General features: G+C 43.5%; 20 protein-coding genes. 9 read left to right on the top strand and 11 right to left on the bottom strand.

All coding sequences use genetic code 11. The features are described from left to right. Positions 1–312: 312 nt before the first annotated feature. Both NST33_RS15395 and NST33_RS15390 read left to right on the top strand, forming a co-directional pair. Complete coding sequence (locus NST33_RS15395) at positions 313–972, top strand: metalloregulator ArsR/SmtB family transcription factor (protein ID WP_221821233.1); 660 nt, start codon at positions 313–315, stop codon at positions 970–972. Between the two features lie 167 nt (positions 973–1,139). Then, positions 1,140–1,541, top strand: a complete 402-nt coding sequence (locus NST33_RS15390; RefSeq protein ID WP_221821230.1) for a VOC family protein — start codon at positions 1,140–1,142, stop codon at positions 1,539–1,541. Positions 1,542–1,570: 29 nt separating this feature from the next. Here the strand turns inward: NST33_RS15390 and NST33_RS15385 are convergent, their stop codons facing one another. Together NST33_RS15385 and NST33_RS15380 are read right to left on the bottom strand one after the other, a co-directional pair. Continuing rightward, positions 1,571–2,749 (bottom strand): MFS transporter, encoded by a 1,179-nt coding sequence (locus NST33_RS15385; protein ID WP_339308569.1) that lies wholly within the window; start codon positions 2,747–2,749, stop codon positions 1,571–1,573. Then, entirely contained in the window at positions 2,739–3,578 is an 840-nt protein-coding gene (locus NST33_RS15380) for an SDR family NAD(P)-dependent oxidoreductase (protein ID WP_221821226.1), read from the bottom strand. The genes NST33_RS15385 and NST33_RS15380 overlap by 11 nt, the downstream gene beginning before the upstream one ends. Before the next feature lie 157 nt (positions 3,579–3,735). Here NST33_RS15380 and NST33_RS15375 point away from each other — a divergent pair, with 157 nt between their 5' ends. Then, positions 3,736–4,623 (top strand): LysR family transcriptional regulator, encoded by an 888-nt coding sequence (locus tag NST33_RS15375; RefSeq protein ID WP_339308567.1) that lies wholly within the window; start codon positions 3,736–3,738, stop codon positions 4,621–4,623. Between the two features lie 37 nt (positions 4,624–4,660). Here NST33_RS15375 and NST33_RS15370 read toward each other — a convergent pair whose 3' ends face one another. Then, entirely contained in the window at positions 4,661–5,548 is an 888-nt protein-coding gene (locus NST33_RS15370) for an AraC family transcriptional regulator (protein WP_339308565.1), read from the bottom strand. 155 nt (positions 5,549–5,703) lie between these two features. On the opposite strand from NST33_RS15370, the gene NST33_RS15365 reads away from it, so the two are divergent. Continuing rightward, positions 5,704–6,636: a DMT family transporter gene (locus NST33_RS15365; protein WP_221821220.1), complete on the top strand. Its 933-nt coding sequence runs from the start codon at positions 5,704–5,706 to the stop codon at positions 6,634–6,636. Positions 6,637–6,658: 22 nt separating this feature from the next. Further along, positions 6,659–6,991 carry a chaperone CsaA gene (gene csaA / locus NST33_RS15360; RefSeq protein ID WP_221821219.1) on the top strand — a complete coding sequence of 111 codons (333 nt, stop codon included), beginning with the start codon at positions 6,659–6,661 and terminating at the stop codon, positions 6,989–6,991. 55 nt (positions 6,992–7,046) lie between these two features. On the opposite strand, the gene NST33_RS15355 is transcribed toward csaA, so the two are convergent. Together NST33_RS15355 and NST33_RS15350 are read right to left on the bottom strand one after the other, a co-directional pair. Beyond that, positions 7,047–8,003, bottom strand: a complete 957-nt coding sequence (locus NST33_RS15355; RefSeq protein WP_221821217.1) for an IS30 family transposase — start codon at positions 8,001–8,003, stop codon at positions 7,047–7,049. Positions 8,004–8,195: 192 nt separating this feature from the next. Further along, positions 8,196–8,876 (bottom strand): TetR/AcrR family transcriptional regulator C-terminal domain-containing protein, encoded by a 681-nt coding sequence (locus NST33_RS15350; RefSeq protein WP_221821215.1) that lies wholly within the window; start codon positions 8,874–8,876, stop codon positions 8,196–8,198. Between the two features lie 136 nt (positions 8,877–9,012). Between NST33_RS15350 and NST33_RS15345 the strand changes: the two genes are divergently transcribed. Beyond that, positions 9,013–10,365 (top strand): MATE family efflux transporter, encoded by a 1,353-nt coding sequence (locus NST33_RS15345; protein ID WP_221821214.1) that lies wholly within the window; start codon positions 9,013–9,015, stop codon positions 10,363–10,365. 91 nt (positions 10,366–10,456) lie between these two features. Here NST33_RS15345 and NST33_RS15340 read toward each other — a convergent pair whose 3' ends face one another. From NST33_RS15340 to NST33_RS15330, 3 genes are all read right to left on the bottom strand, one after another. Further along, entirely contained in the window at positions 10,457–11,440 is a 984-nt protein-coding gene (locus tag NST33_RS15340) for an alpha/beta hydrolase (protein ID WP_221821212.1), read from the bottom strand. Positions 11,441–11,597: 157 nt separating this feature from the next. Beyond that, a complete protein-coding gene (locus NST33_RS15335) occupies positions 11,598–12,896 on the bottom strand; it encodes an NCS2 family permease (protein WP_221821210.1) in 1,299 nt (432 codons plus the stop codon). A gap of 365 nt (positions 12,897–13,261) precedes the next feature. Beyond that, positions 13,262–13,390 carry a DUF6254 family protein gene (locus NST33_RS15330; protein WP_219845137.1) on the bottom strand — a complete coding sequence of 43 codons (129 nt, stop codon included), beginning with the start codon at positions 13,388–13,390 and terminating at the stop codon, positions 13,262–13,264. 181 nt (positions 13,391–13,571) lie between these two features. Here NST33_RS15330 and NST33_RS15325 point away from each other — a divergent pair, with 181 nt between their 5' ends. Next, positions 13,572–14,423, top strand: a complete 852-nt coding sequence (locus NST33_RS15325) for an aldo/keto reductase (protein WP_221821208.1) — start codon at positions 13,572–13,574, stop codon at positions 14,421–14,423. 123 nt (positions 14,424–14,546) lie between these two features. Here the strand turns inward: NST33_RS15325 and NST33_RS15320 are convergent, their stop codons facing one another. The 3 genes from NST33_RS15320 to NST33_RS15310 are packed head-to-tail and all read right to left on the bottom strand — an operon-like array spanning position 14,547 to position 20,826. Continuing rightward, the gene (locus NST33_RS15320) at positions 14,547–19,004 is read right to left on the bottom strand and encodes a carbohydrate binding domain-containing protein (protein WP_339308561.1); all 4,458 of its coding nucleotides are present in this window, start codon (positions 19,002–19,004) and stop codon (positions 14,547–14,549) included. A gap of 43 nt (positions 19,005–19,047) precedes the next feature. After that, on the bottom strand, positions 19,048–19,926 hold the full coding sequence (locus NST33_RS15315) for a carbohydrate ABC transporter permease (protein ID WP_221821204.1): 879 nt from the start codon (positions 19,924–19,926) through the stop codon (positions 19,048–19,050). 15 nt (positions 19,927–19,941) lie between these two features. After that, the gene (locus NST33_RS15310) at positions 19,942–20,826 is read right to left on the bottom strand and encodes an ABC transporter permease subunit (RefSeq protein WP_237175766.1); all 885 of its coding nucleotides are present in this window, start codon (positions 20,824–20,826) and stop codon (positions 19,942–19,944) included. Positions 20,827–21,038: 212 nt separating this feature from the next. Between NST33_RS15310 and NST33_RS15305 the strand changes: the two genes are divergently transcribed. Both NST33_RS15305 and NST33_RS15300 read left to right on the top strand, forming a co-directional pair. Next, a complete protein-coding gene (locus tag NST33_RS15305) occupies positions 21,039–22,748 on the top strand; it encodes a sensor histidine kinase (protein ID WP_036671308.1) in 1,710 nt (569 codons plus the stop codon). A gap of 11 nt (positions 22,749–22,759) precedes the next feature. Next, complete coding sequence (locus tag NST33_RS15300) at positions 22,760–24,400, top strand: response regulator (protein ID WP_339308557.1); 1,641 nt, start codon at positions 22,760–22,762, stop codon at positions 24,398–24,400. Positions 24,401–24,438: the final 38 nt, after the last annotated feature.

The raw sequence follows: 24,438 nt of genomic DNA, 5'->3' as shown, positions 1-24,438 counted from the left end.
GATGATGCGATAAGCTGTAAATAGTTTATTCGGATCCTCAGTGAGCAATGGTCTGTACACCCACTTCCTTATTCATCTTCGTGGTGAGATCCGAGTGCTGGCAATGATACTCGTGACGATCAACAAGAGATGGAAACCCATGGCATGAAATGTGACCTCCAAGAAAATTGGTATGTATACATCGTATCCGGATACTTAGTAAACATTTTTGTTTATAATGTCTAAGCTACAGTTCGGCTTTGACTTTGTCAACATTTTTGTTTAAAATGTAGTTAGTCATGTAGATTCAGTTGCGTCACAAGGAGGTAAACCATGAGCGGAAATCAAACCAAAAAGGATGTCTCGACCAGTACCCGGAGAGCAATTATTAATCTGTTAAAAGAGCGCGGGGGAATGGATGTTGTCACTCTCTCCTCTCAGTTTTCGTTATCCGGAATGGCTATTCGTCAACATCTGAATGCGCTAAAAGGAGAAGGATTGGTTACCACTGTGGAAGAGTCCCGTCCCATGGGTCGACCCACCAAGTTATGGATATTAACTCCCGCGGCTAATCGTTTTTTCCCAAGTGGATATTCCGATTTATCCGTCAGTCTCATCCATTCGATGAAAGAAGCTTTTGGTACTGAAGGGCTGGACAAGCTGCTGGATGTTCGAAATAAAAATATGCAAGAACAATATCTTCAGCATCTTGGTGATTCATCAGGAGTTAAAGAGAGATTGGAGAAATTGGCCGAAATTCGTACCAATGAAGGTTATATGGCCGAGGTTAAGGAGCAGGATGATGGTAGTCTCCTACTCATTGAGAAACATTGTCCGATCTGTGAAGCGGCCGCGGTATGTACCGGGTTATGCAAGAATGAGTTACATTTATTCAAAACGGTTCTAGGCGATAATGTTCATATTGAACGTGGAGAATACATTCTGGCCGGAGGAAGAAACTGTGTGTACACTGTTTGGAAAAATAAGCCATAACCAAAAGAGCAACCTCATTGGAGATTGCTCTTTTAATTTGGATTTTGAATTGACTAAAACGATTCGGATTTCCCTAAATCATCCTTCATATGTACCCGATTATGTAATTTTGAATTGAGGTAGAGTATAGTAAGAGTGTTGAAAATATACTCAAGGAGGCTACAGCCATGTCACAAAAAATCTGGATGAACCTGCCGGTGAAAGATGTTGTGAAATCCACTGCCTTTTTTAATGAGATCGGATTCCATGGGGAGAATGTTGGTAACGAGAGAGCCCAACTTGTCATAGGCTCAACAACGATTCTGCTTTTTCCGGATGCAACATTTGAGAAATTTACAGGTGCCAAAACCGCAGATACATCCCATAGCGCAGAAGTGATATTTTCCATTGGTGCTGACAGCAGAGAAGAAGTTGATGCTTTTATTAAAAAAGTCGAGTTAGCTGGAGGAACCATCTTTGGCAAGCCTGGTGAAATAGACGGCTGGATGTACGGCGCGGGATTTGCCGACCTGGACGGTCACCGCTGGAATCTGCTCTACATGGATGAGAGCAAAATGCCGAAACGGTGATGTATAACGCTTATCACCACGTCCGCCTCTTATCTTTCAACATTTGAACCCTTCAATCGGCCAGTCATGGAGATTCTGAAGTAGTTCGTTACGATACTAAATAGTAGAAATACGATTCCTCCAACTACAATATATTGTGTACTTATTCCAGTTACGATTAGTCCACATACACTAGCACCAAGTGTTGTTCCCAGGTTGGAAGAGGTTAGAAAGATCCCATTTGACAATTCTGGTGCCTCTGGTGCTGCAGATACCACCCAATATTGAGTGATATTGCCCCCTATGCCTCCTATGATCCCCCAAATGAAAATAAGGAAGGCCGTTGGCACACTGAATTGTCCGAAGGTGAACAACAAGATGTATACCGTTATTAATACAATGGGATACATCTTGATCGTTCTTAAAGGGAAATTAGCGAGCAGTTTCCCTGCTATCATGTTTCCAACCATATTGGCCAAGCCATATAGAAATAACAACACACTGACGGTGTTCCAGTCATATCTTGTCACGGTTTTCAGAAACTCGGCAAGGTAACTATAGACCCCAAATACAGCTCCGTTCATGAAAATCACGCCAGCAATGGATAGCCACATCACCGATCTTCTCAATACATACAGATGAGTACCCATAGAGATTCTTTTCGTAACTGGCATGGAGGGCACAAAAAGAAGTGTTGCTACAAATGCAACGATCGTTACGGCGGCAAAGAACAACATTGCATAGAACAACGATGTGCTGGTAGCAATCAAGCTCGAAAGGGGGACTCCGAGTACCATGCCTGCCGAGACGCCTACAAATACTTTAGCCACTGCCTTCGGCGCCTCTTCCTTGGGGACTGACGACGCTGCGACCGTAAATGCCAATGAGCAATAGACAGGATGGAAAAAAGCCGGAACGACACGTGCAATGACCAATACCGTAAAGTTTGATGTGATAGCGGAGACCAGGCTGCCCACAATAAAAATGCCAAGTACGAACAACATGACATACTTGCGGTTCATGCCCGAAAATAATAAGGGCAAAATGGGACCAGATACAGCAACCGCAAGCGCAAAAAGACTCACAATCAAACCAGCGGTTGAGATACTGACCTGGTAATGGTCTGCAATCAAAGGCAAGATTCCGATTACGCCCATCTCCGTATTTAAAATACTGAATACACCAAAGGTCAGTATGAAGACAAGCAGGTGATTTCGTTTAGTTGTCATATGCCATGGATCTAGAGAGATCCCGGTAAGCATTGATCTCTGTCTGAAGGTTGGCAATTTTCTGCTCTGCAATGCCTATCGCGTCGGCTCCTGCAATAAAACGTCTCGGCGGTTGGGCCTCGTTTGCAATCTTGAGGAGGGCATTGGCAAGTTTTTTTGGGTCTCCAGGCTGATGCCCGTTCTGATTCTTGAAAAATTCCATATGACCAGCTCTCCGGTCATCATAATCTTCAATCGAGGGCTTAGCAAAAGTTGAGGATGCATCGGTAAGAAATTCCGTCCGGAAAAATCCGGGATTGACTATAGTCGTATAAATACCGAATGGAGCTACCTCAGGAGCCAGTGCCTCCATCCATCCCTCAAGCGCAAACTTCGCAGCACTGTATGCCGAATTAAACTCAAATCCTGAAAGGCCAGCACCCGAAGAGATCGAGATCACATGTCCTGAACGTTGGTTGCGCATCACAGGTAATATGGCCCGGGTAACGTGCATGGAACCCACCAACGCCACCTGTAGCTGATGTTCAATCTGGTCAGGGGTCAGTTCCTCAAAATACCCTCCACAGAAATGTGCCGCATTATTTACGAGTACATCGATCGCCCCGAACCGTTCAATTGCCGCCTTAACTGCGGCATGTGCATCAGCAGGCTCGCAAACATCTAATGGGACAACCATTACATTCTCGGAATCACCGATCGCACGAGCCACTGCATCGGGATTCCGGCCGGTAGCCACAACCTTGTGTCCAACATTTAAAGCAGCCTTAGCAATAGTTGTGCCCATACCTCGACCAGAGCCAGTGATAAACCATACTTTTGTCTTATCCATATCATTCATTCCTTTCCATTTCTTCTCCAGTTGCCTTGCTTTTTAGTTTAGCGTTTATACACCACATAGCAAATACTCATATCTTATAACAAGTTATGCTTGAAAGGCATTTCTGCAAGGTTTATTGTAGAATATAAAGGATAAAGGAGGAGTTACGATGGAGATTAGAGTATTGCGTTATTTTCTTACGGTCGCCAGAGAAGGAAGCATTACACGTGCTGCTGATTTCCTGCATGTTACGCAGCCAACCTTGTCCAGACAATTGAAAGACCTTGAACAAGAGTTGGGAAAGAAATTATTTATTCGCAGTAGTTACCGAATTATTCTCACAGATGAAGGTATGCTTTTAAGAAATAGGGCTGAAGAAATTGTGGGTATGGTTGATAAATTAGAGGCAGAATTTGAATCCATGGAAGAAACCATAAGTGGAGATATTTATATAGGCGGTGGAGAAACAGAAGCCATGAAACAGATTGCAAGAGTGGCAAAAGACGTGCAGAACAAATATCCCAATATACGCTATCACCTATACAGCGGCAACGAAGATGATGTAACTGAGCGGCTTGACAAGGGACTCCTTGACTTCGGTATTCTAATCCAGCCAGCGGATGTCTCCAAATATAACTATATCAATTTCTCCGACAAGGATGTTTGGGGAGTGGTTATGAGAAAAGAAAGTCCACTCGCCTCCAAAGCTACGATTCAATCCATAGACTTATTACATGTTCCACTGATCTGTTCAAGACAGTCGATGAAGCAGACATTTTCGAAAAATGAGTTTGCGGATTGGTTTGGGGAAGATTTTGACAAATTAAACGTCGTTACTACATACAATCTTGCATATAATGCTGCCATTATGGTTGAAGAAGGCATTGGTTATGCATTAACACTTGATAAAATAGTGAATACATCCAGTGAAAGCGACCTTTGTTTCAGACCCCTGGAGCCAAGACTTGAATCTGGTTTAAGTATGGTTTGGAAAAAACATCAAGTCTTTTCGACCGCTGCGGATTTGTTTTTAAAAGAAATTCAGGCTAAATTTTAAGATTCGCTAAAAACGTAAAAGAGCATTCGTTTAGCATTTATACAGGGTATGGAGAGCACCGAAACTCTTTCGGTGTTCTTTCTTCGTGCTTTTTGAAAGACTGGATAAAGTGATTTACGTGATTAAACCCTACTTTCTGAGCGATCTCGGTTATTGTATCATTTGTTGATATTAAGAGATCTTTACTCTTCTTAATCCGATATTTGATTAGATACTCGTATGGCGTCATATGAGCCGTTTTCTTAAAACATCTCGTGCACTCTGAAATGCTCAAATGCGCGACATCAGCAATCTCACGAAGGGTAACCGGATGAGCGTAATTTTGATGGATGAAGCTGAGCATTAACTGTAGTCTTTCCTGCTGACGCTTCTCGCTTCTCGGGGTTTCCTCGGAAGGAATCGAAATGTTGGATATTAATACAAACCATAGTTGTACTGTTTTAATTGAAATTTCATATTCCCATCCCCATGTTTTCTCTGCATTAAACGTCTCCCTCATTCCCCAAAGCATGTCTAATATCTGCGTTTCCCACTCCGAATCTTTTGTAATCACAAGCGAAACCAAGGAAGAATTGGTATACGGCAATACATAATTTTTTTCCATTGCACTGTCTACATGAAAGGCTAATAGCTTTTCGGGAAAATTGAAACTAACATATTGACCGTCATGGCTCAGCTCAGTTGCGATGTGAAGAATTCTCTTGTTGATCAGGATCGCTTGACCTGTTTCCAATGTATAATCAATTCCGTTAATCTGAATAACCAGCTTGCCTTTTGTGACTAAAGTGATCTGTAGCTCTTCGTGCCAATGCAGATCGTTGAACCCTCTGCCTTCGGGGATACTTGTATGACGTGTATGTGTGTACATGATATAGGGAAACGAATGATCGGAATACAGAATATCCTCATAAAGTTGCTTCGCCATGTTATGATATTCCTTTCTTTGACGATATATCTATATTATCCAGCGATTTAATTGCACGAAATCCACAAAAATAATGATATTATTATATCAAATCTTTGACTTATCACAAGAGCCTGTGCACAGACGACCGGATAAGAACTTTTGGAGGCTTATATGTGAAAGAAACTAAACCATCGCTACTTTTTCATCCTTATGTACTACTTTTTATCGCCATTTTGTCGGTATCCGTCTCTTCAATCATGATCAAGTCTTCGGATACTCCGACCGCTATAGCCGGTATGTACAGGCTATATATATCGGCCATTATTATGCTTCCTTTTATCCCCTGGAAAACGATTCGTTTCTTAAAACTGAATTCAAAGGATTGGAGCACCGTTTTTCTGGCTGGCCTGCTTCTGGGTCTATACTTCTTGTTCTGGATGGAATCGCTGGTATACACCTCAGTCGCTAGTTCCATGGTCATTCTGGCGCTGCAACCTTTGTTTGTGATGATCGGGTCATACTTTATGTTTAAGGAAAGAGTAAGTATACCTACCATTCTATGTTTAATTACCGCCCTATTCGGTTCGGTGATTATCGCCTGGGGAGATATAGGCATTTCAAGAGAGGCTCTGATCGGTGACGCGCTGTCACTGGTAGGAACCATTCTGGTGTCGGCGTATATGCTGGTGGGACAGAAAGTAAGTCGAAAAATCGACGCGAATATATACAGTGTTGTTGTTTTTATGATTGGCGGAAGTGTCCTGCTGGTCTACAGTTTATTGAATAACTTTTCGTTGACCAATTACGAATCATCCGATTGGCTGTATTTCCTCCTACTTGCGATCATACCCACTATTTTTGGTCAGTATATTTTCAATCTGCTGCTCAAATCCATTGGTGCAACAACGGTTTCAGTAGGCATTATCGGTGAACCCGTTCTGGCCATTATGCTGGCTTATCTACTGTTGGGAGAAACCATCTCTGCTTTTCAATTCCTAGGCGGATTAATTACATTGTTAGGCATGCTGATGTACTTTGGGCTGAAATCTTACCATGTTCAACTGTCCAAGTTCCTGCGCTTTAATCGATTTAGGAAATTAGGATAATAAAGAAAGAAGTGAATTTTAAATGGCAACTTTTGATGATTTCTTAAAATTAGATCTGCGGGTCGGCACGGTCACCAAAGCCGTTTTTTTTGCAAAAGCGAAAATACCCGCTATCAAACTTGAGATTGATTTTGGACCCGAAATTGGATTAAAAACATCCAGTGCACAAATCACCAAAAGGTATTCATCCGAATCTATTGTCGGAAAGCAGATTATTGGTGTAGTTAATTTCCCTCCGCGTCGTATAGCAGGATTCAATTCAGAAGTGTTGGTGCTTGGCGGGCTGCCCGAACAAGGAGATGTTGTTTTGTTGAAACCTGATTTCGAGCTACCAAATGGTACTTCGATCGGATGATAAGAAGAAACCCACCGGAGTTTTATACTCGGTGGGTTTCTTGTTTGACAGATTGTCAAACCAAGTGCGACAGTTCCTCTGTGAAAGATTCGTGAGCGGTTCTCCAGCCCAAGCATTTTCGGGGTCTGTGGTTAATCAGATCCAGTGAGTGGCCGAGATCTTCATCCTCTACTTGAGCGAAGTCGGTGCCCTTGGGATGAAACTCCCGCAGTAGTCCATTCCCATTTTCGTTGGAACCGCGTTGCCAGGAAGAATACGGGTCAGCAAAATAGACGTGAAAGCCATGTGTGTCTTCCAGGTTTGCATAGCAAGCAAATTCCTTGCCTCTGTCAGCCGTGGCTGTAAGGAAGGTGCCTTTAGGGTACTGGGAGATGGCTACACCAAGCGTAATTTCCATGGACAAAGCGGTACGATCCGGCATGAGAATGGCGGTATACAGCCGGGTTTTGCGTTCAATGAGCGTGGCTACGCATCCTTTACTTTTCCCACGACCTGATACGACGGTATCCAGTTCCCAGTGCCCAAACGTTTCTCGGGAACGAACCTCATTGGGGCGATCCGAAATGGATCTGCCGATAGCGAATTTACCGCGAGTTTCTGTGGGTTTCTGACGCTTCCCTTTGTGTCGAAGGACCTGTAACACGCCTCGAACTAGACGTCCGGCATAGAGCCAACGATAGATGGTTTTAAAGGAGACCGACGGCAGACCTTGGATGCGGAAACGTTCTGTGATCTGTTCCGGAGACCACGTTGCCTGCAGTTTTTCCTCCAAGGAAATAGCTAAGACTTCGGACCATTTACCAGGTGAGACAGAAGCCTTACGACGCTCCTCATACGCGCTCTGAGCCTGTTCTGCCTGATAGGCTTGCGATGAAGTAGCACGATTCAATTCACGACAAATCGTCGAAGGATGTCTTCCTAATTCTTTTGCGATGCCTCTTGAACTTTGACCTTGCCGATGGAGGATTTCTAGCTTGCTGCGCTCGATTATGCTAAGATGTCTGTAGCTCATGGTGGATTCTCCTTGTGTGAATGGTTGTTGTGGTGACTTCATTCTACACGAATCCGGCCATGGGCCATTTTTTATTTATTTCCAGCGGGTGTCGCACTTCATATTACAATCTGTCGTTTTAAAACATTAGTTCTACATAGAACTAATGTTTCTCCTACATGGTTGAGTTTAATCTACTCAGATCGTGGCGTTCTACTTCTCATGTTCCTTAACCACTTGTTCGATCCCGAGCAAAATAATCTTCAACCCGAACTCAAACGCACTGTCCGTTCCCATCACCTCAAACATACCGTTTTTATACATCCTGCTGAACAGACCAACTTCCTTCTCGCTCATAGAATCCAGAAGGCTAACCATCTCTTCACCTTGAAGTACTTCCTGCTCTTTGATGGCAGCAGATATATTACGCTGATGCTGATAATCGTCCAGTACGAAATAGAATACATAGTTGACCAGTGTAAGAACGGCCTGTAATTTCTGCTCTTGCTCTAGTGGTGTTGATTCCATGCAGAGCAACATGCGGTTGGTGAAGCGGATCATGTCCGGTTCATGGGGCAGCGTCATCATCATGAGCTGTGTAGAGCACGGGTACCGGCTGAGTACACTTCGCACCGTCACCGCAAGCCCCTCCATCTGTTCCTTCCAGTCCCCTTCAGTGTGAAACTCGTCCAGAATAATTTTCGATATCTGGTTAGCCAGACGCTGGTAGAGCGTCTGCTTGCTCTTAAAGTACCAGTATAGAGATGGAGCCTGAATCCCCAACTTGTCTGCCAAGCGTCTCATGCTGAATTTCTCGATGCCCTCTTCTCCGAGAAGCTCCCACGAGAATTCCAAAATCTTATCTTCCGAAATCTGAGGCTGTTGTTTTTTCATCGCTATCCGCCCTTTTATCTAACAGTGTAAGTTTATGCTTTACAGGTTCATACGTTCATGATAACATCTAACACTGTAAGGTTCAATCTAACGGTGTTAGATTAGATCAATATTAACGAAGAAAGTAGTGACCCACATGGATGCAGAAAACCTCCATTACTTTGAAAAAGCACCAATCGCCAAAGCCGTAGCTCATTTTGCTGTCCCAATGATGCTAGGCACGTCAATGAGTGTTATTTACTCCCTCTTGAATGCCTATTTCCTTGGCACACTGGGTAATACGGCAATGTTAACCGCACTCGCACTAACTTTACCTTTATTCGCGGTCATCATGGCCCTTGGTAATTTAATTGGTATAGGTAGCGGTACATTCATCTCTCGTTTGCTGGGAGAGAAAAAAGTAGATGATCTGAAGCATGTATCTTCATTTGCCTTTTACAGTAGTTTAGTTCTCGGAATTATCGTGATGGCCGTTGGGCTCCCTCTGATTGAACCAATCGTTCATGGGCTGGGGGCAACGAAAGAGTCCTTCGGATTTACGAAAGAGTATGTCACGATTATGCTTATTGGTTCACCCTTCGTCATCTTATTCTTCACGCTGGAGAATATCGTGCGCTCAGAAGGTTCAGCAATCACTTCTATGACAGGTATGATTCTCAGTGTTGTTATAAATATTATCCTTGATGCACTATTCATTTTTGTCTTCCATTGGGGTGTGATTGGCGTTGCATCTGCTACCGTCATCTCCAACTTGGTTGCGAGTGCATTTTACGCTTACCATATGAGTTATAAGAGTCCATTCTTAACCGTCTCCCTCAAATGGTTCAAGGTGACGAAGGACATCCTGAGCAATGTGTTCAAAATTGGTGTTCCCGTCTTTGTTATGAGTGTCTTCTTGGGAGCAATGTCGCTTATTCTTAACCTTTTTCTTGTCGAATATGGGGATCAGGCCGTTGCGGGGTATGGAATCTCATCACGTTTATTGCAATTTCCTGAGTTTATTCTGATGGGCTTGTGCGAGGGAGTTGTGCCGTTGATTGCCTTCTCATTCACAGCGAACAAATTACGCATGAAACAAACGATTGGATTTACGATCAAAGCTATTTTGGGCTTAGCCGTCCTGTTCGGTATTATCGTTTATCTGATCTCTGACCACTTGATTGGTTTATTTACGACTGACCCGCAATTAATTGAAATGGGTAGCTATATTCTTCATGTAACCTTTTTATCCTTGTTCATTACAGGAATGACTTCTTTGTTTATGGGTATCTTCCAAGCAACAGCCCAAGGAACCGCCGCGTTTGTAATGTCCATAATTCAAGGGATTACACTAATTCCTGTGTTGTATGTCGCTAATCAGATGAACGGCTTTCATGGAGTGATCTGGTCACTTGTTATTGCTGATGCCGTCGCGTTCCTAGTTGGGGCCATCATGTTATATGCTTTGCGGACCAAATTGCAGCCGGATCTGGAACATTTGGTACAGTAGTTATCCAAAAAAACGAAAGAAGGCAGGATAAGGGTATCCCCTCAATCCTGCCTTCAACTATTGCAACACCGCTGTTCAATGATCGATCATCTTATTGGATTTGTTTCATGTAAGATTTGAATTCCTCGGCGATTTCTTTGTATTTCGTATGATGCAGGTAATGTGAACCTTCCATTGGAATCATTTTTCCTTGCGCGGATTGTTTCACTTGCTCCTCATGCAGCGGAATCCACTGCGGGTTTTTCTCGTTATTGGAAAGAACAAAGAGAAGCACTGGCAGATCACGAGGATACGTGAGTTTTTCTCCATTTTTGAAATTGGAACCCAGGTGTTTAAGCTCATTTACTAATGTCGGATTTGTCGAGACTTGATTCGAAATCAACTTCATCTGTTCTTTGGTATGTTCATCATAGTCAAGTGATGCATATGAATCACCACTCACTTTATTGAGTACTCTCATTAAGCCTGATTTTTGAAGGAATTTCATGAGGTTCAAAGGTAATTTAACATCCATGCCAGGTTGATTCGGAACACTGCTGTCAATACCGACAAAAGCAGAAACTTCATCCGGATACGTGTTCACATACGTCGCTGCGTACAGTCCCGTGATGGAATGCCCCATCAGAATATAACGATCTAAACCGAGCTGCTCTACAGCTTCATGAATTTCACTAACAATATTCTCGGTGGTTCTCTCCGTTTCGGTTTGGTCACTTAACCCATAACCGAAAGGCTCAATCGCCACAACTTTGTAATCAGAAGTTAATTCATCGATTAACAATTTGAAATCAAGCACTGGCGACGGGGTCCCTTGTCCGGGAAGTAGCACGATGGTTTGTTCGCCGCTGCCTTGAATGGATACATTCATATTTTTTCCGTCGACATTGACATATTGGCCGTACGATTCGATTTTCTTTTTCTCTGCCCCATTGCTTATCGTATGAACGACAAACGTGATGCCCATGAACAGCACCAGCGCGCCGACAATACCACCTATTATTTTTAACCATAAGTTCCGTTTTTTACGGCCCTTAGTCCCCGTTGTTGTTGCTTCCACTGTTTTTTCCAAATCCATCTTCTCCTGTCCATTATATCTGTAGAGCCGCTCTTGCGACATAGGTCTAGTGTAACCATCGAAGATGTCCCCTTCGTGACGGGAATATGAACGGAGTATGAACAAGCAAAAAAAGAGAGCTGCTTGTTAGGGCAGTTCTCTTGTTGATTAGACAGTTTTAGTGGTCCAGGAACACAAGTTGAATGAAGAATAATACCGCAAAAATGTAGAAGATTGGATGAACATCTTTTCCTTTTCCACGAAGCAGCTTAAGTACCGGATAAAAGATGAAACCTACGCCGATGCCTGTCGCAATACTATGCGTCAATGGAGTAAGGATGATAATCAGGAAGGCAGGAAATGCTTCTTCGAGATCATCCCATTTGATTTTGCTGATGACGTTAATCATAAAGTATCCAACAATGATCAGTGCCGGAGAAGTGATCGCCGGAATGCTTGATATTACACTTACGATCGGTGTGAAGAACAAGGTCAGCGCAAGCAGCACACTTACCGTTACCGCTGTCAGTCCCGTTCTTCCTCCTGCAGCGACTCCTGTGCTGGACTCGATATAAGCTGATGTTGGGCTTGTTCCGAGCAAAGCGCCACTGGTTGTTCCTACGGCATCTGCCAATAATGCGCCACGCGAGCGTGGAAATTTACCATCCTTAAGCAATCCTGCTTGTTCAGCAACGCCGAGCATCGTGCCTGTCGTATCAAACAGCGTGATCAGCAGGAACGTAAATATGATCGTATACAAACCATTCGAGAATACACCTGCCAGATCCAGTTGCAAAGCCGTTGAAGTAAGACCTTGCGGCATGGATACAATCGATTCCGGCATTTGGAATAGTCCCATGATCCAGGCAAGTATCGCTGTTACCACCATTCCGATGAACAGATAACCTTTCACATTATAAGCCATCAGCACAACGGTAATAATCAATCCGATAATGGTCAGATAAGCCATTGGCTCAGCCAAGTTTCCGATCGTAATCAAATTCGATTCTGAATCGGCAATAATCCCGGCATTTTGCAAACCTACCGTTGTAATAAACAATCCGATCCCTGCGGTTATGGCATGTTTTAAGCTAGCAGGAATTGCATCAAGCAACATGTAACGGAATGAAGTCAGTGATAAAATAATAAACAAAATCCCTGCTATAAATACGGCTCCCAGTGCAACCTGCCAAGACACGCCATATCCGGCAACTACGCTATAGGCAAAGAATGCATTCAGGCCCATACCCGGCGCGATGACGATTGGATAATTGGACCATATTCCCATAATCAGAGTTCCCACAATACTTGCCAGTACCGTTGCTATGAATACTCCGTTAAAGTCCATGCCTGTGCTGCTGAGGATTCCTGGGTTTACGATAACTATGTATACCATTGTGAAAAATGTTGTAACCCCTGCGATAATTTCTGTGGGGATGGTCGTGCCTCGTTCTTTAAGTTTGAACCATTTGTCCATGGTAAAGCCAGCCTCCAACTTTCAAATTATACTCCAAAGCTAAAAACAAAAAATCCTAATCTTCATATAGGATTGTAATATTGTCGCTCCTATATTCGTTGTTAGGATTTAAAGATTCAACAGCTAAGCTCTAAACTAAACATAAAGATACTCATATCTGTTATCAACCTGAAGTCCATTTCGTATTCTAATTAAAATCACATGCAATGTCAATGAATTAACGATTTGTTCACAGTTATTTACGAACTATTCAGACATTATATCTTGTGTTCATTCGTTTTTAGAATAGAGTATATAGACGTATGGCTCAATGTCTGCAATATATGAAGAAAGACTGCCAGCAATATTCACTGACAGTCTTTTGCTTAATTCGTAGTAGGTTTCTCTTCATATTCGCTGGATAATTCTTTAAGCGATTTGATTTTGCCATGGGGATGCTGTTCTTGCTTACGTGACTTCCAGGCAGCTTCTTTGCGTTTCTTCTGGTCAGCCATACAAGATATCCTCCTCTGGAAACTGAGATGTATACTACTTCTTTATGATGTCATTTCTGGACAACTTTATTCTGCATGCATAGGTAATAAGAGAATTAGGCAAGCATATAAGACAAATTAGATATCGGTTTTTAGAGCAGGAATGCAATAATATAGACATGCCACAACTGGAGGTTAATATATGCAAAAAGTAATTTTAAATAATGGTGTTGAGATGCCTGTTCTAGGCTTTGGTGTGTTTCAGATTGCAGATGCAAACGAATGTGAACAAAGTGTTATGGATGCCATATCGGCTGGGTATCGTCTCATTGATACTGCTGCCTCTTATCTAAACGAGGAAGCCGTGGGCAGAGCGATCAAACGTAGTGGTGTGGCCAGAGAAGAATTATTTGTCACGACAAAACTTTGGGTTCAGGATACGGGTTATGAACGTACCAAACAAGCATTTGAAAAATCTTTGGAACGATTGCAATTGGACTATTTGGATCTATATTTAATTCATCAACCTTTTGGAGACGTACATGGTTCTTGGCGTGCAATGGAGGAGTTGTATCGTGAAGGAAAAATACGTGCAATCGGAGTAAGTAACTTCCAGCCGGATCGTCTGATCGATTTGATTCTGCAAAACGAAGTAACCCCTGCTGTAAACCAGGTCGAAACACATCCTTTCAACCAGCAGATCTTAACTGGACAATTCATGAAAGAAAATAATGTTCAGATCGAATCTTGGGCACCTTTTGCTGAAGGGAAAAATGACTTGTTCCAGAATGAGGTATTGGTATCTATAGGTGAAAAGTACAACAAATCGGTTGCTCAAGTGGTTTTGCGTTGGTTGACCCAACGTGAAGTCGTGGTTATTCCAAAATCGGTGCGTAAAGAAAGAATTATTGAGAACTTCAATATTTTTGATTTTGAATTAAGCCAAGCAGATATTGAGTCGATTACTGCGCTAGATACCAAACAGAGCCTTTTCTTCTCCCATAATGATCCTGAAATGGTCAAATGGATTAGTACTCGCAAACTAGATATTTAATCCCATCTATCCGATAACAATCTAGTCCTTTCTCTTCACGGAGAGATCAAAAAATCCGATTCCGGCATCACGGAATCGGATTCTTCATTTATTGTAGCCTCAATAATATAGAGAATTCAGAAGTTAATTGGCAGGACCCAGATTAATCAAGCTGACCTCGGATAATGAGACGGTTGTGTTGCCATCTTGCACACCATCAATGTTACCCAGATCAAATGAGATTCGAGTATTCGCATAGCTGTCTTCTGTTGCATCAAATGTAAACGTGAACTCCTGTTTTTCTGGAGTCAAATCAACTCGTGCCCCAAAGAAACCATGCCATTCATAGTTGGCAGCTGCATCGACCCATCCAATCCCCAATCCCAATTTCCTGGACTTCTCCGCTTTGGCTTTAAACGTTAATTTATATTTAAAACCTTGCTGTATGCCAAATCCTTCATTGATGACTTGACGATCCCATGGATGCTGTCCTGCATCACCAATTTTGGCTTGAAGCTGTTGATTGTTAACTTGCATCTCAAGGTCCGCTGCATTACCATCCGCGTGGGTAAACCAACCTTCCTCACCTTTGGAGAAGTCGCCATTGGGGATAAGATTAACATGAGCTGGCTGCCCTCCTTGATCTGCATTTGGATTAACTTCATATAATTGAACGTTTTTGATGTGAATCGAGTGTTCACCTGTAGATAGCGGATATCCTAATCCAAATGCAAGCATGGCTGCCGAATCGGAGGTATCTCCCATGGTGAAGGTATAAGTATACGACTTTTGATCCGCGGTTAATTCCACTTCTTCTTCAAAATACTTCACAAAATCCCCTGCATTCTGAGAAAGAACCGCTTGCATGGATTTAGGACTTGAAGCAGATGCCTCGAAGGTAAGTCGGTACGTTTTGTTTGCATCCAGTTTGACCTGACCTTGTTGTAACAAAGCATCCCACCAATGTTCACTTGTACCAGGCAAGTGGATCGTTAATCCTGCGCCCTCGTCATGTGAGGCTGTCAGATCATTAGGAGTTAGCTCCCAATGATTCAGATCAGCTGTTAGCTCACTGTTCTGAATTTTGTTTTGTGAAATATCCACCCAACGTGTATTATAATCTGCTCCTTCAAAATTCACATAATAGGGTTTGCCTGCTGTTAAGTTGACGCCTGGAAAATACACCGTTTGATATGCTTGCCATCCACCCGTGTCTCCAAGACTCAGGTCTGATTGTGCAACGGTTGTACCTTGTTCATCCTGAATGCTGAACTGAACCTTGGAATCACTCTTTCCACTGGCCATTCGGGCAGACAGAACATATACTCCGTCGTGAGCTACATCGATTTTATATTGCAGCAGATCTCCCTGGTCCATGTAACTGACATGTTTTCCTCCTTCTACGGAGTCCTCCAGTTGTAAGCCCTGCATCATCCAGGCTTCGGTTGCAGGTACATGTGCGTAGCCATTCACTGACAGAGGTTTTCCGCGTTTCGTCAGACGAACATTGTCCACGTATACCTTACCTTTAGAACTGCCAAATAACAGTCTTAGCTCGGATTGTGCGATTGATGCTCCATCTCCAATGATGATTTCTCCAGTGAATGTTTTCATTTCTTGGTTCAAGGAGAGGTTTTGCCCTTGATGAACCTGTACCGTATGCCCATTACTGCTGACAACATCTATGTCGATACTTCGCGGTGTGTCTGCCTTGGCATCTAAGGAGAAACCATACGTTGTATTCGCTTCCAGCTTCAAATCCGGTTGGTTCACCGAAACTTGCTGTGGGTCTCCATTCGTTTGAGTAACATCAACAACCAGCTGACGCTCCATAATTGGGAATTTCGAAAAGTTATTTACACTTATATTGGCTGCCGCACTGTCCTGAATGCTGCTTGACCAGAATCCCAGACGCTCCTTGCCTTGATCGAATGTGCCATTGTAAATAAAGTTGCCATCAGGTAGCGCGTTTCGTTCGACAGTTAACGGATCAGCTTCACCCACCTCGATCAGTCTGACATTGGCAAACCAAACGGTTGTATCATCCAACCCCAGATTAAATTCGAATCTGGCATTGTTATCCGTGCCATCCCGCATATTGAAGGTATAGTCATAGGATTGCCAATCTGTCGTGAGTGCAAAGGTGTTATCGCCCGAATAATTGGTCCAGCTTTTTTCGAATTGGTTCACTTTGGACATGATTGTACGGTCAGCAGATGCCTTCGCATCAAACTGTATTTTGTACTTTTTGTTTTTCTTAATGTACATCGGCATCTGAGTGAGTTGAACCGAGTAGTTTTCAGTACCCGATGCATCAATGGTAACTTCTGCTGCTTTCCCTTTCTGCTCATCCGTTACAACTTTGACACTGCCAGCTCCATCAGCATTTGTGATGAATTTCCACTGCAGAGGCACTCCATTGTCTGCAGACCCTTCCGAAAAACGATCATTGTAGATTTGATTGCCATCGGCTTGTGGGTCACGCTGTTGCGCAGGCTCGATGGGATTTGTTGTTACATCAGGCCATGTGTCTAGATTTTTGTAAGAATATACTCGCACAAAATCAACATTCATCTTTTCGGAAGTGAAGTTGCTTTCAGGTGCCCCCGGCCAGTCTCCTCCAACTGCCAGATTCAGAATCAGATAGAATGGACGATCAAATGGTGCAGGGAACGTATAATACTCGGGTTGGCCCGCGGCCTTCGTTTGCCAGTTAGTCACTTCATGATGTAATTTACCGTCCACATAGAAACGAATCATACCCGGCAACCATTCTACCTGGAAATCATGATAATCGTCAGCGAAAGTTTCTCCTTTCTGAAGAGTAAGGCTTCCCTGATCATGTCCATGGGAACCGTCAGGCTTCACACTGTCATAATGCAATGTGCTATATACCTTGTTATTACTCTCTTTGCCACCAATTAGCTCCATAATATCGATTTCTCCAGAGGCAGGCCATCCTCCATAATGCGCTTCATCTGTTGGCATCATCCATATGGCAGGCCACATGCCTTTTTCTATAGGAAGCTTCGCACGTACCACCACTTTACCGTAGGTCCAGTCGCCTTTTCCCATGGAGATCAGTTTGCCAGAGCTGTAATCCTTACCATTTTTCGGCCCCTTTTTCGCTTCAATCTGCAACACGCTACGATTCTGATCTTTCGTAATGCGAGTGTTATCCGGGCTGTAATATTGCATTTCATTGTTATAAACGAGTCCTGTATCCTGCACGGTCCATTTGGAAGAATCAATCGCAGGCCCGTTAAACTCATCATTCCAGACCAGCTCCCATTGATCATGCGGAATTGTTGTTGCTGGAACCGGTTTTTCACCCGCAGGATTACTTGGTGTCGATGGTGTAGACGGTGATTGCCCGTCTGGAGAAGATGGTGTGGATGTGCTTGTCACATTTGTTGAACCGCCAGGCTGCGAAGAAACAGGTTGTTGGGCTTCACCCACCATGGATGTGCGCAATCCTTGTTTTACTTTCTCTCCGTTGATCACAACATCATCGGCATCTACACTCAATTTTTGGATTGTACCTTTGGTATCCACTTGAGTCTGACTCGCTTCTGCATGAATATTCATGGAATCAATCAGGCTGTTTGAAGAGATCTCCAGAATGGATTTTTGCTTTACATGCATCTCCTGAATGTTGCTTTCTTCCGTAATGGAGATTCTGACGGGTTCCCCACGTTTGTCAACGACTACTCGATTTAGCTTGGAGTTGTTAATGTTGATGGAATGGCTGCCTCCGCCTTTAATAATGACACTTCCTGTAACCGTTACGCCCTGAAGAACAACAGATCCCTCGCCAATGCCTTCGGCCAGCAGCAGATTTCCATTAACAATCATATTTTTTAACGTGACATCCGTTGAATTAATAATCAAGTTGCCATCCACTCGGGACTCATATATACCAGGAGCACTTTTCACATCTGCAATCATCGCCGACAACATTGTTGCCGTCTCCGCTCGTGTAATCGGGGCTTTGGGATTTAATTTGCCTTGGAAACCTTTAAGAATATTTTCGTCCACCAGATAGGTAAGCGCTTTCTTTGCATAACCGGAGATCTCATCTGCATCCTGAAATTTCAATTGTTCACTATCTTCATTGGTAGCCGCTGAAAGTTGAAAAGCTCGATCTACCATAACCGCTGCATCTTGACGTGTAATCGGTTGTTGTGGTGACAGATGTTCACGGTCTGTTCCTTCGATGATGTCAGAACCATTCGCTCGTACCATGACGTCATAGTACCAATCGTCTGAAGTCATATCCACATATGGGCCAGTCGCTGCATTACCGGTGAAACCAAAGGCCCGATCCAGAATCATAACGAATTCAGCTCGGCTAATGACCTGACTGGGCTTGAATGTACCGTCCGTATAACCTTTCAATAGATTCAAGTCTTGCAAACGTGTAACTGCAGATTGTGACCAATGCCCGGTCAGGTCTGTATAGGGAACAGAGAAGTGCAGGCTTTTCGCCTGCACATTTCCCACCTCCGCTTGACCCTGTACACTTTCTGCTCCAGCAGTTGCTGGATAAACGAGAGAAGCCATTAAACTCCATGCCATCATACAGGCCAGTCCTTTTCTCATCCTTCTTCCTCCCTCAGCTCAGTTATCCTTGCATTTGCATAGCCTATTCCTTGACTGCTCCAATAACGATCCCCTTAACGAAGAAACGTTGTAAAAACGGGTATACCATCAGGATCGGAAGCGCGCCGATAAAGATCTGTGCTGCGCGTACAGTTCGCTGCGAGATATTCTCCAACATGGAAGGATCGACGTTGATTTTGCTGAGATCTTGCTGAACGATAATAGTTTGTAGCAGAGAAGCAAGTGGATAATTTTTAATATCAGACATATAGATCATGCCGTCGAACCAGGAGTTCCACTGATACACCATCGTAAATAAGGACAAGGTTGCGATAGCTGGAAGCGACAGTGGTACGTAGACCAGAATCAACGTTTTGATATGACCTGCTCCATCCAAATAAGCTGCTTCCTCAAGTTCTTTGGGCAGTCCGCGGAAGAAGTTCATCATGAGAATAACGTTCCACACGGACAGTGCGCCAGGCAGAATAAGTGCCCAGATTGTATTCATCAAGCCAAGCTTCTGGATCAGAATGTAACTTGGAATCAAACCGCCGCTGAACAAAATGGTAAATACGAAAAACCACGTATATAAGGAGCGACCTTTAAAACTGATATCTTCCTTCGACAACGGAAATGCGGTTAAGAGCATGATGACTATACCAATGATCGTCGCAATTACAGTCCGTTTAAGTGATACGATCAAGGAGTTGATGAAGTTTGAATTCCCGAATGTTTTCACATATGCGTCGGTTGTGAACCCGATGGGCCAGAAGGTAACCAGGTTTGATGATGCTGGCGCCATACTGCTGAATGAAACAGCCAATATATGAATAATTGGTAAAATGCAGAGTATCGATAATATCCCAAGAAAAGTATAGTTAGCGATGCTGAATATGCGGTATCCTTTTGTTTTATAATACAAGCCCTTTTCTCCTCTCTAGAAAACTCGATAATTAGCTAGTTTGTAAGCCATTCTGTAAGATATAACAATCAAAATGGTAGCAACCACAGATTTGAACAACCCTACTGCTGTGGCAAAACTCATCTTCCCGTTCAGAATCCCGAGTCGATATACAAACGTGTCAATGATGTCGCCTTTGTCATACACAAGTGGATTATACAAGTTGAACACCTGATCAAAACCGGCGTTCAGGATATTACCGATAGAGAGTGTCATCAGTACGATTGTAATCGGCATTAATGCCGGAATCGTAATGTGCAGCGTCTGTTTAAATCGGTTGGCCCCATCCACCTCCGCAGCCTCGTAAAGCGCTGGATTGATCCCTGAGAGAGAAGCCAGAAATACGATCGTACCAAAACCAAATTCTTTCCACACATCACTGACGATCAGTGTTATCCGGAACCATGTACCATCTCCAAGGAAAAAGATCGGTTCTCCGCCAAAGGCTTCGACAAGTTGGTTCACCATGCCGCCCTGTGGAGACAGGATATCGAGCAGAATACCACCGAGAATAACCCATGATAGGAAATGCGGTAGATACACAAGCGTTTGACTTACTCTCTTGAATGCCGTCAAGCGTACTTCATTGAGCAAAATGGCAAACAGGAATGGAGCGAATAGTCCTGCGATGATTTTGAAAAATGCAATGACCAGCGTATTCCAGATCACCTGACCTACGTCCGGATATAAGAATAAATATCGGAAATTGTCCCAACCCACCCATTTGGATTCAGAAAATCCCAAGTATGGTTTGAAATCCTGAAAAGCAATTACAATGCCGCCCATCGGTATGTACTGAAACACCAGTGCCAGCAATACAGCTGGAATGAGCATCATATGCAAGGTCCAGTTCCGTTGCATATTCCAGCGCTGTTTAACCCTGGTGGAGCGCCGTTTATGCGGCGTTTCTAACGTATGTTCCTTCACTCCTGCATCCCCCATGTTCTAAATTTTGTATTTTACAAGTCATCGTGAACTTGTATATTAAAATTATAGCAATGGAAATTTGTGATCTATATCCTAATATTGCAACAACGATATCAATATTTTAATAAGATTAAGGAGGTTGGATTTTGTTCACACGCTTGAATGTCTTTACCAAAATTACACTGTTGTTTGTGATGCTGCTTATTCTGGTGCTGTTTCTCTATACATACTCGAACCGGGAAAGCGTGCGTGTTATCGAACACGAGATTCAGAACAATACGATGAATCATCTCTCAACATTTGCTGATTCAGTGGAATCCAATATTTACCAATTGTCATTGTATGGGATGTCTATTGGGCAAGATTCGAGTATTCAGGAATATCAACGTCCCGACTACAAGGACATTCCCTATGAACGTGTGAAAGTTGGAAGCGCCATTCTGGAGAAAATGAATCTGTACAACGCAGCAAGCAAATGGCATTCGACCATCACACTATACTTCCCAAGGATGCAAAAAGTGATATCAACGGATTATTATGCTTACATTCCGTACATGGATGATGAATTTAAGGAGCCTCTCTCGCAATCCTGGACCTATGCCGACAATCAGTTTATCTGGTACACCACCGATCCAACGACAGCGATGGCGAGACCTGGCAAAGCCAGATTGATTACCAAAATCAGTTTTCCAGTTCATCACTTAACTGCACTTCTTAATCAAAACAAGTTAAATAATAAAGGTGACCCGTTCATGTTCCATCCCGATTATGGATTAATTAGCAATAGTTCTGGAAAGGAAACCTTGAACGCAATCCTGCCTTCCCTGAAAGAAGCAAAACTGCAGGCCAGCGGTGGGTTCAGTACAACGTTGAACAAAACGGAATATTACGTCTCTTATATTCAATCCAAGAGCCTCGGCTGGTATTATGTTGACTATGTGCCTATGCAGCAAATTTTGAAACCGATTACGAGCAGCCGAAATCTTTTTTACGCTTCAATTGCCGTTCTGATCGTGATGAGCGTTGTTGTATTATATACACTCTACCGAAGTGTGCAGCTTCCACTTTTACAGTTGGTTAAGGGGACAAATCGCTTGTCCACCGGAGACTTTTCCGTTCGGCTTCATCATTCTGCACGCAATGAGTTCAGCCTGTTATTTGCACGTTTCAACATCATGGCTCAACGAATTCAAGAGTTAATCGAGAATGTATATGAGGAGAAATTACGAAGTCGGGAAGCCACGCTCAAACAGTTGCAATCGCAGATTAATCCGCATTTTCTATATAACTGCCTGTTCTATATCAAGAACATGGCCCGAATGAAAAATGAAAAGGCCGTAGTAGCCATGGCACTGAATCTGGGAGAGTATTACCGATACATAACCAGGTCCGAAAAGGATCAAGCCACGCTTCGTGAAGAGCTGACAATGGTCAAAAATTATTTGGAAATCCAGTCACTTCGTCTGGAACGAATGCATTTTACAATCGACGTGCCCCATGATATTTTAGATAAAACAGTTCCCAGACTAACCCTCCAGCCTATTATTGAGAACGCTATTATTCATGGTCTGGAGCCCAAATCGGTAGATGGTGAGATTAAAATCTATGCGGACTGCGAGGATGATGTGTACACAATTATCGTGGAGGACAGCGGGCTTGGCATGTCTGAGAAACAGCTTGATCATCTGAGAGATAATCTTCTTAAACCACTGGATGAGAATATGGGATGTGGTACATGGAATGTCCATCAGCGTTTATCTTTTCTGTACGGTGAAGGATCTGGACTATCTTATGATCATTCTTCAATGGGTGGGATTAAAGTTAACATCACGTGGCACGACAATACAGACAAGTAGGTGAACGACCCATGCTGCAAATATTATTAGTTGACGATGAACGTTCCGTCGTGGAAACGCTGGCAGAGACCATTCCGTGGGAAAGCTGCGGGATCGGTACAGTTCATGAAGCCTTATCCGGTGCAGTAGCGCTGGAAATTATGGACAACCACGACATTGACATTGTAATTACGGATATACGTATGCCCGAAATGTCAGGCATTGCACTGATTACAGCGATTCATGAAAAGTGGCCGCATGTGCAGACGATTCTGTTATCAGGCCACGCCGACTTTGAATATGCGAAACAGGCCATTGCGCAGGAAAGCTTTGATTACTTGCTGAAACCTGTTAGCGATGAAGATCTGATCGAATCCGTGCAACGTCTTGTTCATCGAATTAAAGAAAAGTGGGAAACCGCAGCATCTCATCAAAGAGCCTTACACGCCTTTCAGGATCATCTGCCATTGCTTCAATCCACGATGCTGCATGAGTTGCTGACTGGAAAAGTCTATGATCAGAAGACGCTGGCAGACAAGCTTGATCTGCTGGAACTCCCCTACTCCGTAGGAGAGGATCTCGGCATGCTGATTATCCGTATGGAGAAACATCTATCCGAGATGGCGCACGGCGACCTGGCCCTAATGGAATATGCAATATGTAATATCATTAGTGAAGTGATGCATAATCATTTTCATATCTGGCATACACGTGACCTTCACGATTACATTGTTGTTCTGGTTAGCATGAAGCATCCGCCAACGATGAGTTACAGCAGGAGCGAGACGCCTCAGACATTGCTTGAGCAGTACGCTGCCCAGATTCAAACCAATGTTCAGTTATACCTGAAAGGTGCAATCTCCATTTCCGTCTCCAGTTGGGGCAAGTTTCCCCACGAAATTGGAGAACTCTATGAGCGAACAGTTATGTCCATGCGTAAACGGATGGGTCAGGTGCAAGGTTTGTTTGTCACCGCTTCCGATGAAACGGATGCCAATCCTCTACATACGATTAGGTCGCTTTATCAGCCACCAACGTTGATTAGCCTGCTCGAAGCTGGTCGCTTTGAGGATGTGGAACAGAAAATCGAACACATTTTTGAGGAACTGCTGCATTCCAATGAACATCATGATATTGCTGAGTCAACTTTTGAGGTGTATTTTGCTATTGCGGGCGCGTTTGCGTACATCATTCATAAAAATGGCAAACAAATCTCTTCTTTGATACCAGCAGAGTCCTATCGTTACTTTCAAGCTCCCAGCTATTCCACTGCGCAGCAGCTACAGGACTGGTCCGTGCGTACACTTCATTACATACGAGATGATGCTGAACAAGAGCTTAGAGACAATCACAGCACCATTGTGCGCAGCGTCAAAAGTTTTGTCGACCTTCATCTGGCTGGAGATGTATCACTGCCTGCAATTGCCGACCATGTGCATCTGCACCCAGTCTACTTGTCCAAGGTATACAAGGCGGAGACAGGTGAAGCACTTACTGCCTATGTGTACCGGTTAAGAATGGAGAAAGCAGCCTATCATTTGCGAACATCAACCGCCAAAGTGTTTGAGATTGCAGAACTTGTCGGTTACAACAATACCGCATATTTCATTCGAGTTTTCAAGAAATTTTATGATCTTACACCGCAAGAATATCGGGAAAATCTGCCGGTTTAAGAGATAACTCTTGCCAGCCTTGACATTCTGGTAATCTC

Source organism: Paenibacillus sp. FSL L8-0435 (assembly GCF_037965655.1).
In the GTDB taxonomy this organism is placed as follows: domain Bacteria; phylum Bacillota; class Bacilli; order Paenibacillales; family Paenibacillaceae; genus Paenibacillus.
This window is presented reverse-complemented; position numbering and strand designations above follow the sequence as displayed.

Bases quoted from the DNA above. Each gene is read 5' to 3' on its own strand.
- NST33_RS15395 (WP_221821233.1), top strand. From the start codon at position 313: ATGAGCGGAAATCAAACCAAAAAGGATGTCTCGACCAGTACCCGGAGA.
- NST33_RS15390 (WP_221821230.1), top strand. From the start codon at position 1,140: ATGTCACAAAAAATCTGGATGAACCTGCCGGTGAAAGATGTTGTGAAA.
- NST33_RS15385 (WP_339308569.1), bottom strand. From the start codon at position 2,749: ATGACAACTAAACGAAATCACCTGCTTGTCTTCATACTGACCTTTGGT.
- NST33_RS15380 (WP_221821226.1), bottom strand. From the start codon at position 3,578: ATGGATAAGACAAAAGTATGGTTTATCACTGGCTCTGGTCGAGGTATG.
- NST33_RS15375 (WP_339308567.1), top strand. From the start codon at position 3,736: ATGGAGATTAGAGTATTGCGTTATTTTCTTACGGTCGCCAGAGAAGGA.
- NST33_RS15370 (WP_339308565.1), bottom strand. From the start codon at position 5,548: ATGGCGAAGCAACTTTATGAGGATATTCTGTATTCCGATCATTCGTTT.
- csaA (WP_221821219.1), top strand. From the start codon at position 6,659: ATGGCAACTTTTGATGATTTCTTAAAATTAGATCTGCGGGTCGGCACG.
- NST33_RS15355 (WP_221821217.1), bottom strand. From the start codon at position 8,003: ATGAGCTACAGACATCTTAGCATAATCGAGCGCAGCAAGCTAGAAATC.
- NST33_RS15350 (WP_221821215.1), bottom strand. From the start codon at position 8,876: ATGAAAAAACAACAGCCTCAGATTTCGGAAGATAAGATTTTGGAATTC.
- NST33_RS15345 (WP_221821214.1), top strand. From the start codon at position 9,013: ATGGATGCAGAAAACCTCCATTACTTTGAAAAAGCACCAATCGCCAAA.
- NST33_RS15340 (WP_221821212.1), bottom strand. From the start codon at position 11,440: ATGGATTTGGAAAAAACAGTGGAAGCAACAACAACGGGGACTAAGGGC.
- NST33_RS15335 (WP_221821210.1), bottom strand. From the start codon at position 12,896: ATGGACAAATGGTTCAAACTTAAAGAACGAGGCACGACCATCCCCACA.
- NST33_RS15330 (WP_219845137.1), bottom strand. From the start codon at position 13,390: ATGGCTGACCAGAAGAAACGCAAAGAAGCTGCCTGGAAGTCACGTAAG.
- NST33_RS15325 (WP_221821208.1), top strand. From the start codon at position 13,572: ATGCAAAAAGTAATTTTAAATAATGGTGTTGAGATGCCTGTTCTAGGC.
- NST33_RS15320 (WP_339308561.1), bottom strand. From the start codon at position 19,004: ATGAGAAAAGGACTGGCCTGTATGATGGCATGGAGTTTAATGGCTTCT.
- NST33_RS15310 (WP_237175766.1), bottom strand. From the start codon at position 20,826: ATGCAACGGAACTGGACCTTGCATATGATGCTCATTCCAGCTGTATTG.
- NST33_RS15300 (WP_339308557.1), top strand. From the start codon at position 22,760: ATGCTGCAAATATTATTAGTTGACGATGAACGTTCCGTCGTGGAAACG.